The 15,493-nt window shown below is 74.9% G+C and carries 15 protein-coding genes; 7 read left to right on the plus strand and 8 right to left on the minus strand.

All coding sequences use genetic code 11. The features are described from left to right. Nucleotides 1–38 precede the first annotated feature (38 nt). Nucleotides 39–806: a nuclease-related domain-containing protein gene (locus tag CHC11_RS30525; protein WP_143227387.1), complete on the minus strand. Its 768-nt coding sequence runs from the start codon at nucleotides 804–806 to the stop codon at nucleotides 39–41. 288 nt (nucleotides 807–1,094) lie between these two features. On the opposite strand from CHC11_RS30525, the gene hrpB reads away from it, so the two are divergent. Beyond that, entirely contained in the window at nucleotides 1,095–3,590 is a 2,496-nt protein-coding gene (gene hrpB / locus CHC11_RS30530; protein WP_089315315.1) for an ATP-dependent helicase HrpB, read from the plus strand. On the opposite strand, the gene CHC11_RS30535 is transcribed toward hrpB, so the two are convergent. Then, on the minus strand, nucleotides 3,568–4,326 hold the full coding sequence (locus tag CHC11_RS30535; protein ID WP_089315316.1) for a TetR/AcrR family transcriptional regulator: 759 nt from the start codon (nucleotides 4,324–4,326) through the stop codon (nucleotides 3,568–3,570). The two genes, hrpB and CHC11_RS30535, sit on opposite strands and share 23 nt — an antisense overlap. A 93-nt stretch (nucleotides 4,327–4,419) precedes the next feature. Here CHC11_RS30535 and CHC11_RS30540 point away from each other — a divergent pair, with 93 nt between their 5' ends. Both CHC11_RS30540 and CHC11_RS30545 read left to right on the plus strand, forming a co-directional pair. Beyond that, nucleotides 4,420–5,376, plus strand: a complete 957-nt coding sequence (locus CHC11_RS30540; protein WP_245919965.1) for an ATP-binding cassette domain-containing protein — start codon at nucleotides 4,420–4,422, stop codon at nucleotides 5,374–5,376. After that, nucleotides 5,373–6,224 carry an ABC transporter permease gene (locus tag CHC11_RS30545; protein ID WP_179279084.1) on the plus strand — a complete coding sequence of 284 codons (852 nt, stop codon included), beginning with the start codon at nucleotides 5,373–5,375 and terminating at the stop codon, nucleotides 6,222–6,224. Before CHC11_RS30540 ends, CHC11_RS30545 begins: the two co-directional genes overlap by 4 nt. Here CHC11_RS30545 and CHC11_RS30550 read toward each other — a convergent pair. Genes CHC11_RS30550 through CHC11_RS30560 form a run of 3 tightly spaced genes read right to left on the minus strand, consistent with a single transcriptional unit; the run spans nucleotide 6,221 to nucleotide 8,316 of the window. After that, nucleotides 6,221–6,934 (minus strand): hypothetical protein, encoded by a 714-nt coding sequence (locus CHC11_RS30550; RefSeq protein WP_089315318.1) that lies wholly within the window; start codon nucleotides 6,932–6,934, stop codon nucleotides 6,221–6,223. The genes CHC11_RS30545 and CHC11_RS30550 overlap by 4 nt on opposite strands. A gap of 60 nt (nucleotides 6,935–6,994) precedes the next feature. Next, entirely contained in the window at nucleotides 6,995–7,720 is a 726-nt protein-coding gene (locus tag CHC11_RS30555; protein ID WP_143227388.1) for a zf-HC2 domain-containing protein, read from the minus strand. Beyond that, on the minus strand, nucleotides 7,717–8,316 hold the full coding sequence (locus tag CHC11_RS30560; RefSeq protein WP_089315320.1) for a sigma-70 family RNA polymerase sigma factor: 600 nt from the start codon (nucleotides 8,314–8,316) through the stop codon (nucleotides 7,717–7,719). The genes CHC11_RS30555 and CHC11_RS30560 overlap by 4 nt, the downstream gene beginning before the upstream one ends. A gap of 330 nt (nucleotides 8,317–8,646) precedes the next feature. Here CHC11_RS30560 and CHC11_RS30565 point away from each other — a divergent pair, with 330 nt between their 5' ends. Both CHC11_RS30565 and CHC11_RS30570 read left to right on the plus strand, forming a co-directional pair. Further along, the gene (locus CHC11_RS30565) at nucleotides 8,647–9,315 is read left to right on the plus strand and encodes a hypothetical protein (RefSeq protein WP_179279085.1); all 669 of its coding nucleotides are present in this window, start codon (nucleotides 8,647–8,649) and stop codon (nucleotides 9,313–9,315) included. A gap of 64 nt (nucleotides 9,316–9,379) precedes the next feature. Next, nucleotides 9,380–9,805, plus strand: a complete 426-nt coding sequence (locus tag CHC11_RS30570; RefSeq protein ID WP_089315392.1) for a PPOX class F420-dependent oxidoreductase — start codon at nucleotides 9,380–9,382, stop codon at nucleotides 9,803–9,805. A gap of 19 nt (nucleotides 9,806–9,824) precedes the next feature. Here CHC11_RS30570 and CHC11_RS30575 read toward each other — a convergent pair whose 3' ends face one another. After that, the gene (locus CHC11_RS30575) at nucleotides 9,825–10,601 is read right to left on the minus strand and encodes a class I SAM-dependent methyltransferase (RefSeq protein ID WP_089315321.1); all 777 of its coding nucleotides are present in this window, start codon (nucleotides 10,599–10,601) and stop codon (nucleotides 9,825–9,827) included. A gap of 70 nt (nucleotides 10,602–10,671) precedes the next feature. On the opposite strand from CHC11_RS30575, the gene CHC11_RS30580 reads away from it, so the two are divergent. Together CHC11_RS30580 and CHC11_RS30585 are read left to right on the plus strand one after the other, a co-directional pair. After that, complete coding sequence (locus CHC11_RS30580) at nucleotides 10,672–11,235, plus strand: CGNR zinc finger domain-containing protein (RefSeq protein ID WP_089315322.1); 564 nt, start codon at nucleotides 10,672–10,674, stop codon at nucleotides 11,233–11,235. 73 nt (nucleotides 11,236–11,308) lie between these two features. Then, nucleotides 11,309–11,758, plus strand: coding sequence for an SRPBCC family protein (locus CHC11_RS30585; protein WP_089315393.1), 450 nt, complete (start codon nucleotides 11,309–11,311; stop codon nucleotides 11,756–11,758). A 132-nt stretch (nucleotides 11,759–11,890) separates the two neighbouring features. On the opposite strand, the gene CHC11_RS30590 is transcribed toward CHC11_RS30585, so the two are convergent. Together CHC11_RS30590 and CHC11_RS30595 are read right to left on the minus strand one after the other, a co-directional pair. Continuing rightward, entirely contained in the window at nucleotides 11,891–14,326 is a 2,436-nt protein-coding gene (locus CHC11_RS30590; protein WP_089315323.1) for a GMC oxidoreductase, read from the minus strand. Then, the gene (locus tag CHC11_RS30595) at nucleotides 14,323–15,417 is read right to left on the minus strand and encodes an alpha/beta fold hydrolase (protein WP_089315394.1); all 1,095 of its coding nucleotides are present in this window, start codon (nucleotides 15,415–15,417) and stop codon (nucleotides 14,323–14,325) included. The genes CHC11_RS30590 and CHC11_RS30595 overlap by 4 nt, the downstream gene beginning before the upstream one ends. Between the last annotated feature and the right edge of the window lie 76 nt (nucleotides 15,418–15,493).

A 15,493-nucleotide genomic window follows, 5' to 3' on the forward strand; every position in this document is an offset into this window, starting at 1 on the left:
GTCTGTCGGTCATGCCGTCCTCCTGCGAGGGGGCCCGGTCACGCCGCGGCTTGGGCCGGGCCGTGGGAGCCGACCGGCAGGGCGTGCACGGCGGCCCGGGCGATCGCCTCGATCTCCTCGCGGGAGCGGTCGGCGGTGGGGTTGCGGCGCATCCACCGGATCAGCTTCAGCGGCGGCGCGAACACGATGCCGTCGGCGGTGAACGGCGTGCGGGCGAGCTTGCCGCCGTGCACGGCCAGCACCGGCGTCACCGTCACCGCCGTCCCGGCGGCGCGGGAGATCGCCGCGGCGGCGGCCTCGGCCCGCGCGGTCACCCCGGCGACGAGCTTGGACTGCGTCCGGCCGTCGATGAACAGCCGGCCGCCGTGCTGGGACACCTCGGCCCCGGGCGACCACGCCTCGTTGTGCACGAGCCACACGCCGCCGGGCCCGACCACGAGTTCGTCGGCGATCCCGTGCCCGGGGACCGTCCGGGCGTGCAGCACGCGGTGCCCGCGCCGCTCCAGCGTGTAGCGGAGGAACCGGTTCATGCGCTGCTCGCCGCGCAGCCCGAGCCGCCACACCCGCGACGCGCTGTAAATGCGCCAATGCACGAGCGTGTCCGCCGCCGCCACCACGGCGGCCAGCACGACTCCGAAAACGGCGTTGACGAGCAGCCCGCACAACACAAGCGTCGCCGCCGCCAGAAAGGCGCGTGTCCGCAACCGCCCTTTTCGGCCACGCTGCCAGAGTTCCTCGTACACCGCCTGGGGCGAGCCGCCGGTGAAAGCGGGCCGATCCCTGAGGTAGATGGAGCTGCCGAACATGTCCCGTCCTCCCAGCACCTGCTTAGACGCCACCAGTATGGGGATGCCGCGGCATTCCCGCCACACTTTGCGAGGTGACTTAAATCAAACTCCCGCGCCACTTCTTGGGTCTGCGGCATTGCTCACCTGCTCGTTCACGTGTGATTGGGTTTATGATTCAGGGGAAGGCCCGAGAAGAGTCCTCGGAGATTGGATGAAAGGCGCGGTGCAACTATCACCGCAACATTCAAAGCCTTTTTCGCCGCAATTGATTGCCCCGCGGCACGGGCGGGGCGGCACACTGGGACGATGCACCTCAGCGCCGCCGAAGGCCTCCCCGTCCGCCACGCCGTCCCCGCCCTGAGAGCGGCCCTGGACGAGCACGGCGCGGCGGTGCTGGCGGCGCCTCCCGGCACCGGGAAGACCACCCTGGTCCCCCTCGCCCTCGCCGGGCTCGCGCTCGGCGCCCCGCCCGCGCCCGGCAAGGTCCTGGTCCTGGAGCCCCGCCGCCTCGCCGCCCGCGCCGCCGCCCGCCGCATGGCCTGGCTCCTCGGCGAACGCGTCGGCGGGCGGGTCGGCGTCACCGTCCGCGGAGAGACCCGCCCCGGCGCCCGCGTCGAGGTCGTCACCACGGGCGTGGTCCTCCAGCGGCTCCAGTCCGACCCCGAGCTCGACGGCGTCGGCACGGTCATCCTGGACGAGTGCCACGAGCGGCACCTGGACGCCGACACCGCGCTGGCGTTCCTGCTCGACGTCCGCGCCGCGCTGCGCCCCGACCTGCGCCTGGTCGCCGCGTCGGCCACCGCCGACACCGGCCCGTGGTCGCGCCTGCTCGGCGGCGCCCCGGTGGTGGAGACCGCGGCGGCGCTGCACCCGGTCGAGACGGTCTGGGCGCCGCCGCCGCGCCCCGCCCCGCCGCCGCACGGCATGCGCGTCGACCCTGGGTTCCTCGCGCACGTCGCCGCGACCGCCCGCCGGGCGCTGGCCGAACGCGACGGCGACGTCCTGTGCTTCCTGCCGGGGGTGGGCGAGATCGCCCGCGTCGCCGGGCTGCTGTCCGGCGCGCCCGCCGAGGTCCTGCAGATCCACGGCCAGGCGCCGGGCCGCGTGCAGGACGAGGTGCTGGCGCCCGCGTCCCGCCGCCGGATCGTCCTCGCCACCTCGGTGGCCGAGTCGAGCCTCACCGTCCCCGGCGTCCGCGCGGTCGTGGACAGCGGCCTCGCCCGCGAGCCGCGCACCGACCACGCCCGGGGCCTCGGCTCGCTCACCACCGTCCGCGCGTCCCGCGCCACCGCCGACCAGCGCGCCGGGCGCGCCGGGCGCGAGGCCCCCGGCGCCGTCTACCGGTGCTGGACGCAGGCCGAGCACGACCGGCTCCCGGCGCGCCCCCGACCCGAGATCGAGCTTGCCGACCTCACCGGCTTCGCCCTCCAGGCGGCCTGCTGGGGCGACCCCGGCGCGACCGGCCTCGCCCTGCCCGACCCGCCCCCGGCCGCCGCGATGGACGCCGCCCGCTCCACCCTGCACGCCCTCGGCGCCCTGCGGGACGGCCGCGCCACCGACCGCGGCCGCCGGCTGGCCCGCGTCGGCCTGCACCCCCGCCTGGCCCGCGCCCTGCTCGACGGTGCCCCGCGGGTCGGCGCCCGCGACGCCGCGCAGATCGTCGCCCTGCTCTCCGAGCCGCCGCCCCGCTCGGCGGGCGACGACCTCACCGCCGTGTGGCGCGCCCTGCGCGGCCGGGACCGGCCCGCCGACCCGCACGCCGCGCGCTGGCGCGACGAGGCGGCCCGCCTCCAGAGGTCGCTCACCTCGGGGGCCGGGGCCCCGTCCAGGCCCGGCGACGACCACGTGGCGGGGACCGTGGTGGCGCTGGCGTTCCCGGAGCGGGTGGCGCGGGCGCGGCGGGGGAGCGGCTACCTGATGGCGTCCGGGACGGGGGCCGAGCTGGCGCAGGGGTCGGCGCTGGCCGGAGCGCGGCCCGGCTGGCTCGCGGTCGCGGCGGCCGACCGTCCCGCCGGGGCGGCGTCGGCGCGGGTGCGGCAGGCCGTGGTGATCGACGAGGAGGTCGCTCGGTCCGCCGCGGCGCCGCTGGTCGAGACCGCCGAGGAGGTCGTGTGGCGCGACGGTGAGGTGGTGGCGCGCCGCGTCGAGCGCCTCGGCGCGATCGAGCTGGAGGCGCGGCCGCTGCGGGAACCCGATCCCGGGCTCGTGCGCGCCGCCCTGCTGGACGGGGTGCGCGCGGAGGGGCTCGGGCTGCTGCGCTGGACGCCGGCGGCCGTCGCGCTGCGGGAGCGGCTGGCGTTCCTGCGCGAGGCCCTCGGGGAGCCCTGGCCCGCGGTCGACGACGCGGCGCTGCTGGAGCGGGCGCCGCAGTGGCTGTCCGGCGCGCGGCGGCGGGCCGACCTGGCGAGGGTGGACGTCGCGGGCCTGCTGCGCGGGCTGCTGCCGTGGGACCTGGCGAAGCGGCTGGAGGAGTACGCGCCCGAGCGGGTCGAGGTCCCGTCCGGCTCGCGGATCCGGGTCGACTACTCGGGGGAGCGGCCCGTCCTCGCGGTGAAGCTGCAGGAGCTGTTCGGGTGGGACGCGGCGCCGCGGCTCGCCGGCGGGCGGGTGCCCCTGGTCGTGCACCTGCTGTCGCCGGCGGGACGCCCGGCGGCGGTCACCGCGGACCTGGCCTCGTTCTGGCGCGAGGGGTACCGCGCGGTCCGGGCCGAGCTGCGCGGCCGGTACCCCAGGCACCCGTGGCCGGAGGACCCGGCGAGCGCCGTGGCGACGAAGCGGACTAAGCGGGCCGGCGGGAGCTGATCAGCATGTCGATGCCGTCCAGGACGCGGGCGAGGCCGAACTCGAAGGCGCGTCCGGGCGCGATGGCGGCGCTGTACTCGTACCCGACCGCGGCGCCGACGCGGGTACCGAGCGGGTAGTCGTCCTCGGTCACCAGCGTTTCCAGGAGGGGGGCGCTCGCCTCCCACCACTGCTCGTCGGTCATCCCGCTGCGGCGCTCCGCCTCGGCGGCGTTGACCGACACGCGGGCGGCGCTCTCGGCGAAGCCGGTCACGAGCGCGACGACCGAGTCCATCTCCAGGTCGCTGAGGCCGAGGCCGTCCACGGCGCGCAGCTCGAACTCGAACCTGGCGCACGTGTTCGGGCCGAGCGGCGGCCGCGCCATGGTGATCTGCAGCAGCCACGGGTGCCGGTGGAACAGCGCCCAGTCGTCGCGGGCGATGTGCTCCAGGCGGGCCCGCCAGGAGTCGTGCCCGGGCGGCGTCAGCTCGCCGAACGCCCGGTCGACCATGACGTCGATCAGCTCGGCCTTGCCCGGCACGTAGGTGTAGATCGACATGGGGGAGACGCCCAGGTCCTCGGCGATGCGCCGGATCGACAGCCCGTCCAGGCCCTCGGCGTCGGCCAGCCGGATCGCCGCCCGGACGATCTCCTCGGCGGTCAGCCGCGGCTTGGGCCCGCGCCGGGGGCGCTCCCGCACCCCCCACAGCAGCTCCAGGGTGCGCTTGGGGTCGCCCGCCCCGCTGTACTCGGTCACCGGCCGATCCTCTCAGGGATGAAACTCTGTACTGCGTACGTTATATTGGCCGCGATGGTAAATCCGTACTGCGTACATAGTTTTGGAGGACGGGTGACGGAACCACGGTTCGCGGTCGTCGCCGAGGGGCTGCGCAAGCGCTACGGCGGCACCGAGGCCCTCGCCGGGCTGGACCTGCGCGTCCCCGCGGGGACCGTGCACGGCCTGCTCGGCCCGAACGGCGCGGGCAAGACCACCGCCGTCCGAATCCTGACCACGCTGGCCCGGCCGGACGGCGGCACGGCCCGCGTCGCCGGGCGCGACGTGGTCCGCGACGCGGTCGGGGTGCGGCGCCGCATCGGGCTCGTCGGGCAGCACGCCGCGGTCGACGAGGTGCTCGGCGGGCGGCAGAACCTCGTCATGTTCGGCCGCCTGCACCACCTCGGGGCCCGGCACGCGCGGCGGCGGGCGGACGAGCTGCTGGAGCGGTTCCGCCTCACCGACGCCGCGGCCAAGCCCGCCGGGGAGTACTCCGGGGGCATGCGGAGGCGCCTCGACCTGGCCGCCTCGATGATCCTCGCGCCGCCCGTGCTGTTCCTGGACGAGCCGACCACCGGCCTGGACCCGCGCAGCCGGGGCGAGGTGTGGGACGCGATCCGCGACCTGGTGGGGGGCGGCACGACCGTCCTGCTCACCACCCAGTACCTGGAGGAGGCCGACCGGCTCGCCTCAGGCGTCTCGGTGATCGACCACGGCCGCGTCATCGCCGAGGGCACCCCCGAGGCGCTCAAGGCGCGGCTCGGCGGCGACCGCGTGGAGGTCGTCGTGGACGACCCCCGGGCGCTCGGCGCCGCCGCCGAGGTCGTCGGCCGGGTCGCGACCGGCGAGGTGGACGTCGACGCCGAGGCCCTGCGGGTCGGGGCGCCGGTGTCGGGGCGGGCGGCCGCGCTGACCGAGGCCGTCCGGGCCCTGGACAAGGCGGGCGTCGCCGTCGCCGACATCGGCCTGCGCCGCCCGACGCTGGACGAGGTGTTCCTGCACCTCACGGAGAAGAAGGAGGTGCCTCGATGAGCGAAGCGGACGGTGGGGCGCTGGGGGTGGTCCCCCCGCAGGGTGGACGCGTGAGCATCCAGGCCATGAGGTGGGCCGCGGCCGACGGGTGGGTCCTGACCTCGCGCGCTCTCGCCCACTGGGCGCGCAAGCCGGGCGAGGTCGCCGTCGGGCTGCTGTTCCCGGTGATGGTCGTGCTGATGATGGGCTACCTGTTCGGCGGTCAGATGGACGTCCCCGGCGGGAGCGCCGGCTACCGGGCGTTCATCGTCCCCGGCATGTTCGCGCTGACGATGGCGTTCGGGGTCGAGACGACGTTCGCCGCGATCGCGAGCGACGCGAGCAAGGGGGTGACCGACCGGTTCCGGTCGATGCCGATGGCCTCGTCCGCCGTCGTCGTGGGCCGGGCCACGGCCGACATGCTCCACTCGGTCGTCGCGCTGGCCGTGATGGCGGCCTGCGGGGTGCTGATCGGCTGGCGCGTCCACGACGGCGCGGGCAGGGCCCTCGCGGGGCTCGGGCTCCTCCTGCTGCTGCGCTTCTCGCTGGTCTGGCTCGGCGTCTACCTCGGCCTGGTCGCCAAGGGACCGGAGTCGGTCGCGGCCGTGCAGGTCCTGGTCTGGCCGATCGGGTTCCTGTCCAGCGCCCTGGTGGCGCCGAGCACGATGCCGGGCTGGCTCGGCGCGATCGCCGAATGGAACCCCATGTCGGCGACCGTGACGGCGTGCCGGGAGCTGTTCGGCGAGCCGGCCGCCGGCGGGTCGTGGGCGGCGCAGCACAGCGTGCTGATGGCGGTGGTGTGGCCGCTGGCGATCGCGGCGGTGTTCCTCCCGCTGTCGGTCCGCCGCTACCGCGCCCTCGGCCGCTAGGGCAGGAGGGACACCCGGTGCCGGGCCAGCGCCAGCGCCGGGTAGCACGCCTCGGGAAGGGGCGCCGCGCCGCGCCCGGTGCCGAGCGCGGCGCGGAGCCTCGCGCCCACGGCGGCCGCGCCGTACGGCTGGACGACGCACAGCTCGGCCTGCATCGCCTGCCGCGCCGCCGCCATCAGCGCCGGGACGTCCCCGACGACCACGATCTCGGCGGGGGCGTCGCCGTAGGAGAGGCGGACGGCGAGGGCGTGCATCCCGGCGGTGCCGGCGCCCTCGTAGCGGAACTCGCAGACCAGGCGGTCGCCGTCCAGCGGCCCCTCCTGGATCAGCCACGCCTGGCCGGGGACGACCCGCCCGAGCGACTCCTCCCAGGGGGCCGCCGGGACGCCGGCGAGGCGGTCGGCGGCGCGGGCCGCGGCGGCGCGCCCCTCGGCCGGGCCGATCGCGGCGAGCGCCCGCAGGAAGGCCCGCGCGCCCGGGGTGGCCGCCGCGTGCAGGCAGCCGATCAGGTCGCCGAGCGCGGCGCGCCGTGCGGCGTCGTGCGGGGCCGCCGCCTCCAGGCCGCCGAGCTGCGCGGACGTCCACATCTCGGCCTGCAGCGGGGCCGGCTGCGCGGGCAGGGCGTCCGCCTCCCGGACGTAGGCCGCGTACACCTCGCCGAGCCCCGGCAGCATCAGCTCGGGACCGGCGGACGGTCGGGTCGCACTCACCACCTCAGCCTATGAGACACGGGAGAGCGGCCCGGCCGTGCGTCCCGGGGGGCGCGGGGCCTACGCCGGGACGGTCAGCAGCGTGCGGCCGTCGCCGATCGTGCGGACCTCGAACCGGCTGATCTCCTGCGGCCGCAGCGCCGTGCCGCCCTGCAGGGCCAGCTGGGGCTGCGGCGACCCCGGCAGACCGTAGCCCCTGTCGGGGACGGACCAGCCGACGACGGTGTGCGCCTTGCCCCGCCTGTCCACGGCGACCAGTTCGCACGCGAGCGGCCCGTCGACCCTGCTGAGCCGCAGCGCGATCCGGCTGCCCCACGCCTTCTGCTGCATCGCGACCGTCCCGGTGACGCCGGTGCCGGCGTCGGCCGCCGACATCGCCCGGCCGTCCCGCAGCAGCTGGGCGGTCCCGCCGTCCGGCGCGGAGGCGGCGGGGCCGCGGTCGGCTCCCAGCGTGTACCCGGTGCCGAGCGCCCCGCCGAGCAGCACGACCCCGGCGGCGGCCGCGGCCAGCGCCCGCGCGGCCCGGTGCCGCCGATCCCGGCGGATCCGGTGCCGGATCAGGTCGGTGACCGCCGCCGGCTCGGGCGGCGCGGGCATCGCCTCCACCGGGTCGGCGATCGGGCCGATGCCGTCCAGGGTCTGGGCGAGCCCGCTCAGCGCGCCGAGCTCCTCGTGGCAGGAGTAGCACGTCGCCAGGTGCGCCTCGAAGGCGTGGCGGTCGGGCTCCTCCAGCAGGCCGAGGGCGTAGGCGCCGACGTCGACGTGCGGCATGTCCGGCGCTCTCATGGCGTCACGCCCCTCTCCTCCAGGGCGACGCGCAGCGCCCGGAGCGCGTAGTAGACCCGGGACTTCACGGTGCCCACGGGGATCCCGAGATGCTTGGCGGCCTCGTTCACCGAGCGGTCCCGGAAGAAGGTCTCGTTGAGGACCTCGCGGTGCGCCGGAGACAGGGCGAGGAGGGCTTCGGACACGACGACGGAGCGCAGCAGATCCTCCAACCCGTCGGGCACGCGCATGTTCTCCAGCGGGCCCTCGCCCGCCTCCTGCGGCCGTGCGTTCTTGCGGCGCTGGTCGTCGATGACGATCCGGCGGGCGACGGTCGCCAGCCAGGGCAGCAGCGAGGTCGCGTTCTCGTCGAGCTGGTGCGCGCTGCGCCAGGCGCGGATCATCGTCTCCTGGACGACGTCCTCGGCCCAGTGCCGGTCGCCGCCGGTGAGACGCAGGACGAACGACAGCAGCGGGCGGCCGTACACGCGGTACAGCTCGTTCACGATCACCTGGTCGTCCACGCCGCCGGCGGGCCGCGGGCCGCGGAACCAGCTCCACGGTCCGGGAGGGCGATCGCGGGTGGCCGACGCGGCGGCCGGTGATCTGTGGGCCATCGGGGGTCTCCGGCGGGGTGCGAGGGGTGCGGGGCGACGCGGTGACCGTGGGTGTCACGTTGGGAGGCAGTACGGGACCCCTGCGCCTCGCGGTTCAACCGAGGCCGTTTCATGGGGGATTTTCCGAATTGCGCCTTACTTGTTCGCCATGTTTCGCTTACCGTGCGGTCCCAGGGATCATCGAGGTGCGTCTCAGGGGGCGAACGGGAGGCGACGACTCCGACCCGCGCATCGGAACCTTCGCCGGGCAACGCTCACTCCACGCTTTGGAGCGAATGCGGGCATCGGGCCCATTTGCCCACAGAGAGACCGAGGGCGGGGATCGGAACGGTGAAGGAGAACGGGGAAGTACAGCTCAGCTACCGCCTGCTGCTGGCGGTGGACATCCAGGGGTACAGCAGGCGCGACACGCGCGAGCAGCTGCGCGCGCAGCGGCTGCTGTCGGAGGCGCTCGACGGCGCCGCCCGCGGTGTCGGCCTCGACCGCGCCGGCTGGGACAAGCAGGTCGGCGGGGACGGCGAGCTCGCCACGCTGCCGGAGGGCGTCGACCCGGCGACGGTGGCCGGCGACTTCGTCATCCTCCTCGGCGAGGCGCTGCGCGAGGTCAACCGGGACGCCGGCCGCTTCCGGCTGCGCGTCCGGGTCTCGCTGCACCACGGCACGCTCACGGCCGGGCCGTTCGGCCCCGCGGGCGACGCGCCCATCGTCGTCCAGCGGCTGCTGGACGCGGCGCCGCTGCGCCGCCTGCTGGCCGAGGAGGCGGACCGCGACCTGGCCTACGTCGTGTCGGACTCGCTGTTCGACGACGTCGTGCGGACCGGGTTCTGCGCCCTGCCGCCGCGCGGCTTCCGCGCGGTCAGGGTCGTGGCGAAGGGCGCGGTGTTCCGCGGCCACATCCTCACCGGCCGCGCCGCCGGCGAGGAGGCGGGAGACGACGCGGGCGGACCGGGCTCCCGGTCCGCCCGCGTCCTGGACTTCCCGGCCCTCGCCCTGAGGTGAGGGGGAAGCGATCGGCGCGCCCCGTGGTTGACGCCGGTGAGGCCGACGATCGATGGAGGCGGACATGGCGGACGACGCGGCGCTGGTGAAACTTCTGGCGGGACGCGACATCGGGGTGCTGGCGACCCTCAAGCGCGACGGGCGGCCCCAGCTGTCCACGATCAACTACCACTTCGACGAGGGACGCCGGCTCGTCCGGATCTCCATCACCGGCGACCGGGCCAAGGCCCGCAACCTGGCCCGTGATCCGCGCGCGAGCCTGCACGTCGGCTCCCCGGACGGCTGGTCGTGGGCGGTCGCCGAGGGCACCGCCGAGCTCACGGCGGTCGCCGCCGATCCCGGCGACGCCGCCGTCGAGGAGCTCGTCGAGGTCTACCGCGACATCCGCGGCGAGCACCCCGACTGGGACGAGTACCGCCGCGTCATGGTCGAGGACGGCCGCCTGGTCGTCCGCCTGCACGTCGAGCGCCTCTACGGGCAGGCGCGCTGACGGCGGGCCGGGCGGAGGGTCAGGCCCCCAGCAGGGCGGCCAGGAGGCGGTTGTCGCCGCGCTGCCAGAGCGTCCCGGTCTCCTCGAAGCCCGCCTCGCGGAGCGCCGCGACGTGGGTGGACAGCAGCTCCGACTCCGACCCGTGGTGGCCGGTGGTCTCGTCGCGGGCCACCGCCGGCAGCTCGGCCAGGTCCGGGTCGGCGGCGATCGCGTCCCACCACTGGTCCCAGCCCTCGGGACGGTCACCGGCGAACCGGCGCGCCTGCTCGCGCTCGCGCAGGGCGACGTCGAGGGCCGCCAGCCCCGGCGTCCGGTCGTCCACCCCCAGGTTGTCGCCGTTGAGGAACAGCCCGCGGGGCCGGAGCACGCGCGCGAGCTCGCCGTAGGCGACCCGCAGCTGCCCGGCCGACAGCCAGTGCAGGGCGGTCGTGCTGACGGCGGCGTCGGCCTGCCGGTCCAGCCGCAGCCGCGCCGCCCAGCCGGGCTCGCGCAGGTCGAGCTCGGCGAAGGTCAGGCCCGGCCGCCCGGCGTGCACGGCGCGGCCGAGCGACAGCAGCAGCGGGTCGGCGTCGACCGCGACCACGGTCGCGCCGGGGATGCGGTCCAGGATCCGGCCGGCGAGCGAGCCCGGCCCGCAGCCGAGGTCGAGGACGAGCGGGTCGGGCCGCCCGGTCGCGGCCTCCAGCGCGTCGACCAGGGCGGTGAACCGCTCCTCGCGATCGGGGATGTAGCCCTCCTGCTGGACGTCCCAGCGGGCGGTCCACGCGCTCGCGACCTCGTGGCTGAGCTTGGTCATGACCTCTCCTATGACTGTCGTATAAGCTTTGGACAGTCACAGTGTGAACCCGAAGGGCGTAACTGGTCAAGTGGAGTTCAACAGTCATACCGATGCGGTGGTGCAGGCGGCCGCCGGCCTGGTCAACGAGCTGACCCCGGGGGAGCGGCGCGGCCGCGCCTACTCCTTGCCCCCGCCGCCCGCGCTCGCCGCCGCCGTCACCGACGTCCTCCAGCGCGTCGGGCGCGGATCGCGCGCCACCGAGGCCGAACTGCCCGCGCTCGCCGCCGTCGCGCGCGAGCTGCGCGTCGTGTTCGACGCGGTCGCCTCCGGCGACGTCGACGGCGCCGCCGAGCAGGTCAACCGGCTCCTGGAGACGACCGAGGCCCGGCCCCGCCTGGAACGCCACGACGGGCACCCGTGGCACGTCCACTACCACGGCGCCGACGAGAACGACTGGGCCGGCCCGTGCGCCACCGGCCTCGCCATCGTCATCGGCGGCGAGATGCACGACCGCCTCGGCGTCTGCATCGCGCCGCACTGCGACCGCGTCTACGTCGACACCTCCCGCAACGGCACCCGCCGCTTCTGCTCCACCGCCTGCCAGAACCGCGTCAAGGCCGCCGCGTTCCGCGCCCGCGCGCAGTCGTCCTGACCGCGCAGCCGTCCGGGCAGGGCACCGAGACCGGGATCTGCCGCTTCTCGCGGCGCGGCTGTAGCGTGTGGCGATGATCCAGGCCACCGCCACCACCGCCGCCTCGCCCGAAGCCCTCTTCCGGCACCTGGCCGTCCCCGAGGCGTGGGGCGCCTGGGGCAGGTTCCCCACCCCGGCGCGGCGGACGCGCGCGGGCGACACCGCCCCCTACGGCGTCGGGACGGTCAAGAAGATCTGGCCGGCCAGCGAACGGACCGTCGCCTACGAGCCCTACGAGCACTTCGGCTACGTCGCGCTGTCGGGCCTGCCCGTGCGCGGTTACCGCTCGGACGTCCGGCTGGAGCGCCGGGACGCCGGCACGTTCCTGCGCTGGGAGGCGACGTTCGAGCCGCTGATCCCCGGCACCGGCCCGATCGTCGGGTTCGCGCTCCGGCGGATGCTGGGGGCCTTCACCCGGTGGCTGCCCGCCCACGTCGAGCACTGCCCGCTGGACTGCCCGGCCCGCACCGCCGAGGGCATCTGACCCGGCGGAGCATCCCGCCCCCGGCCGGAGGCTCTGAGCCGGAGGCCGTGCGACCCCCCGCACGGCCTCCGGCGAAAAGGTGCAGGCCGAGAGCACCCCGCAGTTCCCTCGGCCTGCACGACCATGGACCCCTCAGGCGGGGTCGGGACCGTAGACCTCCCACAGCTCCCCGGCGAAGAACCTGCCGAAGTCGAGCAGCTTGCCCGCCCCGTCGGGCCCCGTCGTGCGGAAGGTCGTCAGCTGCCGCGCGAAGTCGGTCAGCTGGATGTGCAGCACGCCCGCCGCGACGACCCGCGCGCCGTCCTCCTCGTCCTCGGCGACGTGCCCGTCCAGCAGCCGCACGTAGAGGGTGGAGGTGTCCGGCCAGATCCGCGTCGGCGGCCCGTGCAGGACGTTCTTGTGCCCGCTCAGCGTGCGCCGCCGCCCCTCGCCGTCGGTGTAGAAGAGCCGGTACTTCATCAGCCGCCGGTCCTCGGGCGCGTCCGCGACGAGCAGGTTGAACGTGCCCCGCTCGACCGGCCGGCGCCCCCCGTGCCCGGTCGCGTCGACCCATCCGGCCGCCGTCGCCTCGTGGTCCGGCTCGGCCAGGAAGCGCTCGGTGTCCGCCGCGGTGATCGTCAGGCGGAAGGACAGGGGCCGGCGCCCCTCGGCCAGCTCGCCGATCCGCATGTCGGTCTCGCCGTAGGTGACGAACCCCTTCATCTCCTCGGTGAACGACAGCGACGTACGGCCCGCGGCCGCGGTGGACGGTCCCCGTGTCCCACCGTGGTTCCCCGATGCCGGGCCGTACGCCGAGCCGTTCCCCGCCCCGCCTGGCGAGCCGGCTCCCCCGGCCGGCTCGGCCCCCGTGGCGGGCGGGGCGGTCGGTCCCCCCGCCCCCCGGCGGGCGGACGTCTCCTCCAGCAGCCGCGTGGCCAGCCGATCGGCCTGCGCGGCGATGGTGAGCGAGGGGTTCGGGCCCACCGGGCCGGGCATCGCCGCCCCGTCGGCGATGTAGAGGCCCGGGAACCCGAACACCTCGCCGAAGGCGTCGCAGACGCCTTCGCCCGGGTGGCCGCCCATGGGGGCGCCGCCCAGCGGATGGACGGTGATGATGCGCTTGCGGAACCACATCGGGTTGTCGGCGTAGTCGGCGCCGAGCACGTCCGCGATCCCCTGCATCGTCTTGCGGACGCGGTTGAACAGCTCCTCGCTGGTCCGGGCGTTCCAGTCGGCTGCGAGCCGGCCGTCCCTGAGGTGCAGCCGCCCGTCGGCGGTCTCGCGGCCCATGCCGAGCAGCGGCAGCGAGCTGACCGTCAGCGCCCCGCCGCCGATCAGGTCCGAGAGCTCCTTGGACAGGTTGGTGTCCGGCGCGTCCTTGAAGAACTCCCGGAAGCGGCCCCACAGGAACTCCGCCGCGCGCTCGATCTCGCCGCGGACGTCGAAGCCGTTGACGATCCAGTCGGTGAACCCGGGGTAGCCGCCGTCCTGGATGTAGGCGCCGCGGCCCGCGCCGGGCACGCCGTCCAGGTCGTCCGGCAGCCGGATCGCCGTGGTGATCACCGGTCCGCGGCTGGCGTTCAGCGGGCGGACCCGGTTGCGGTCCTTGGCCCGCATCAGGAACGTCAGCAGGTCGCCGTTGCCGCAGAAGCGGGTGCCGAGCGCGGAGCTGAGCCCGGGGAACGCCTTCCGCGACTTCAGCAGCAGGTACGTGGTGCCGTAGGTGCCGGCGCCCAGCACCAGCCGGTCACAGGTGATCGTCCGGATCGGCAGGCGGCGCTTCCTGGCGGTCAGGTCCGTGTGGTGGACGTAGTCGACCTCGTACCCGCCGCCCCGCCGCGGCCGGATCGCCTTCACCTCGTGGGAGGTGCGGATGTCGGCGCCGTGGTGCGCCGCCGCCGACAGGTAGTTGTGGTCGAGGCTGTTCTTGGAGCCCTCGTTGCAGCCGATGTCGCACTCGCCGCACAGCTTGCACGTCCGGCGGCGGGCGCCGTGCAGGTTGCCGTACGCGGGGTCGGCGATCGGCAGGCCCACCCCGGGCGCGCCGCCCGGCTCGGAGGCGAAGCTGACCGCGAGCGGCGGCAGCGTGCTGTGCAGGCCGAGCTCGGCCGCCGCGTCCTGGAGCGCGTGCGTCTTCGGGGTGTCGTCGTAGGGGACCTGGTCCAGCGGGTACGGCGTCGCGCCCATCATCCGCTCGACGGCGTCGTAGTGCGGGTCCAGGTCGTCGCGCGAGATCGGCCACGGCTCGTGGCCCCCGCCGGGCACCGGCCGGTCGTGCACGAACCAGCGCTCGTCCTTGCGCAGCAGCACGTTCGCGTAGATCAGGGAACCGCCGCCGAGGCCGGCGGACACGACGGAGTCGCAGCCCTTGAACCCCCACACGTCGTACATCCCGTACAGGCCGGCTTCCGGGTCCCAGAACGCCCGGCCCATCTCGGCGGGGGAGCGCGGGAAGCTGCCGGGCGGGTACGGCTGCCCGCGCTCCAGCAGGACGACCCGCTGCCCGGCCTCCGCCAGCCGGTACGCGGTGACGGATCCGCCGAATCCGGATCCCACCACCACGGCGTCGACGTGTTCGGTGTCGGTCATGACGCGTGGCGCTTGAGGAAGTCGACGACGCGCGGGAACACGTCGATGTGCGAGTCCTTGCCGATCAGCGGGTCGAGGTGCCCGTAGCCGGGCAGCGAGGCCAGCTCGTGGCGCCCCGGCGCCGCCTTCTCCAAAATCTTGTGCAGGTGGATGTTGGAGTCGGTGAAGACGCGGTTGTTGCCGGGCGCGAGGAGCAGCAGGGGCGTCTCCACGTCCGCCGCGTTCTCCAGGTAGTTCTCCGGGAGGCGCGCGTAGCGCGCGTCCCGCGGCGCGTACTTGACCGAGTGGCCCGCCTTGACCATCTTGCGGACGTGCCGGTAGTAGTGCAGCCCCGACGCGGTGCAGATGTCGGCGACGCGCGCGTGCGTCTCGGGCAGCAGGTTCTCGTGCTCGTACATCGCGGGCCTGCCCGCACCCCACTGGAAGCTCTGCATGTGGCAGGCGCGGGTGGAGCACTCCCTGTGGAACAGCGACACCGCCCGCGACAGCATCCACGGCCGGGTGAAGCGCGGCGCGTCGCCGAACCGCGGGTCGAGGAACGGCAGTCCGAGGACGTACTCCAGGAACCAGGTGCCGAGGCCGAGCTTGACCTTCGAGAACGCCGGCACCCGAGGCGTGAGCGACACGCTGTTGCACGTGAGGGTGGCGATGTCGGCGACGGTCCCGGCGAACAGGGCCATCGAGAACGACACGGCGCCCAGGCAGTGCGCGATGACGTGCAGCGACCGGTCGCCGATGTGCTCGCGCAGCTCGGCGAGGGCGGCCGGGAAGTCGTACAGGGCGATGTCGTCGAGGGTGTAGCGGTGCGTCTCGCCGTCGTAGGGGAAGCGGCCGCTCATCCGGAAGTCCAGGGTCCAGACGTCGGTGAAGCCGTTGTCGAGCAGGTGCGACGCCAGGTTCGGGATCTCCGGCATGACGAACATGTCGCTGGAGGAGGTGAGCCCGTGCACGAGCAGGACGACGTTGTCGCTCTCCTCGCGCAGGAACCGGGTCAGCCCCAGTCCGAGGCCGTCGTCGGTCGCGACCGGATATGTCGATATCTCCGCGTCCTTGACGCCCTCGAGAGTGAACCGAGGAATCATCCGGCTCATGTCCGCCACCTCCCTTTCCCGCAGTAATGATGGGGTGACCTGCTGGAACGCAACATCGTGGTAAACCCTTACTTCT

This window comes from Actinomadura mexicana (genome assembly GCF_900188105.1).
Classification (GTDB): Bacteria; Actinomycetota; Actinomycetes; order Streptosporangiales; family Streptosporangiaceae; genus Spirillospora; species Spirillospora mexicana.